This is a genomic window from Burkholderia sp. E168m23 (assembly GCF_016586125.1).
In the GTDB taxonomy this organism is placed as follows: Bacteria; Pseudomonadota; Gammaproteobacteria; order Burkholderiales; family Burkholderiaceae; genus Burkholderia; species Burkholderia orbicola.
On record NZ_BCPP01001305.1, the window covers coordinates 1 to 1,480 of the forward strand.

The following is a 1,480-nucleotide window of genomic DNA, read 5'->3' on the forward strand; positions in this document are numbered from 1 at the left end:
AGATCGCGACGATCTCGTCCCAGACGACGGCGCCCGGATCGGCCACGCCGGCCTTCTTCGCGGTGAAACCGGTCACCCACGTGCCGGCCGCGAAGCCGACGGCGATCAGCGCCCACCATTCGGGCACCGTCAGGTAGCGGTTGAGCACGACGAACGTGAGCCAGCCGAACAGCGAGCCGAACGTGCCGGGCATGATCGGCGCGAGCCCGCTGCCGAAGCCGAGCGACACGAGATGCGCGGGGTGCGACAGCATGAAGCGGGCCGTCACGCGGGTCGGCGCGGGCGGCGCGGCGCCGGGCTCGGCCGCGGCGTGTGCGGGCGTCGGATCAGTCTGCATGGAAGTGGTCGAAGCCGTGCAACGTGAGAGCGAGGGGCGCGCCGGCGGCGTCGCGCCACGCGATGGCGGGGTGCGCCGACGGCGCGGACAACGCGCGTATTGTACCGATTCGCGTGACCCGCACGCCGGCCGCGGCGCCGGCCGCTTCGACCGCCGCGCGGGCCGCCGCCGGCGCGGTGAAGCACAGTTCGTAGTCGTCGCCGCCCGCCAGCGTGCAGCGGCGCTGCACGTCGGCCGGCAGCGTCGCGAGCGCCGCCGAGCGCGGCACCGCGTCGGCGTCGATCTCGGCGCGCACGTTCGAGCGCGTCAGGATGTGCTGGAGGTCACCGGCCAAGCCGTCCGACAGGTCGAGCGCCGCGTGCGCGACGCCCGCGAGCGCCAGGCCGAGCGCGACGCGCGGTTCGGGCCGCTCGAGCGCGCGCCGGAACGCGGCAGCTTCATCCGCACCGGCCGTCCATTCGCCGCGGGCGACGCCGAGGCCCGCGCGCGCATCGCCGAGCGTGCCGGATACCCATACGTCGTCGCCGTCGCGCGCGGCATCGCGCCGCAGCGCCGCGTCGGGCGCGACTTCGCCGAACACGGTCACGCACAGGTTCAGCGGCCCGCTCGTCGTGTCGCCGCCGATCAGTTCGCAGCCGTATCGCTCGGCCAGCGCGAACAGCCCGTTGCTGAATGCCTCGAGCCATGCGGCGTCGGCGCGCGGCAGCGCGCACGCGAGCGTGAACGCGCGCGGCTCGGCGCCCATCGCCGCGAGGTCTGACAGGTTGACCGCGAGCGTCTTGTGGCCAAGCGCATCGGGCGCGACATCGGGGAAGAAATGACGGCCTTCCACCAGCATGTCCGTCGAAATGGCCAGCAATTTCCCGGATCGGGGTGCAATCAGTGCGCAATCGTCGCCGATGCCGAGCGTCGACGCGCGGGCGCCCAGCGCGGCGCGGCGCGTGAAGAAGCGTTCGATCAGCGAAAACTCGGAGAGGGCGGCTGGCACGGCGGGCGATCCGAAACGGTTGAAGGAACGGCATTGTACGAGGCGGGCGACGGCGCTCCTGTACCGTCCAGTTCATTTTTGTCGCGACTGTTGCACCCGAATCGCCGGTCTGGCGGCCGATGATTGGCGCTACAATGCCGTCGAACAGTTATTCT

Annotated in this window: 2 protein-coding genes; both read right to left on the reverse strand. The window is 72.0% G+C overall.

What is annotated here, in order from left to right:
• On the reverse strand, positions 1-337 hold a 337-nt coding region (locus JMF90_RS36775; RefSeq protein ID WP_201326315.1), incomplete at its 3' end, for a phosphatidylglycerophosphatase A.
• Complete coding sequence (gene thiL, locus JMF90_RS36780) at positions 327-1,325, reverse strand: thiamine-phosphate kinase (protein ID WP_201316696.1); 999 nt, start codon at positions 1,323-1,325, stop codon at positions 327-329. The genes thiL and JMF90_RS36775, both read right to left, overlap by 11 nt.
• Positions 1,326-1,480: the final 155 nt, after the last annotated feature.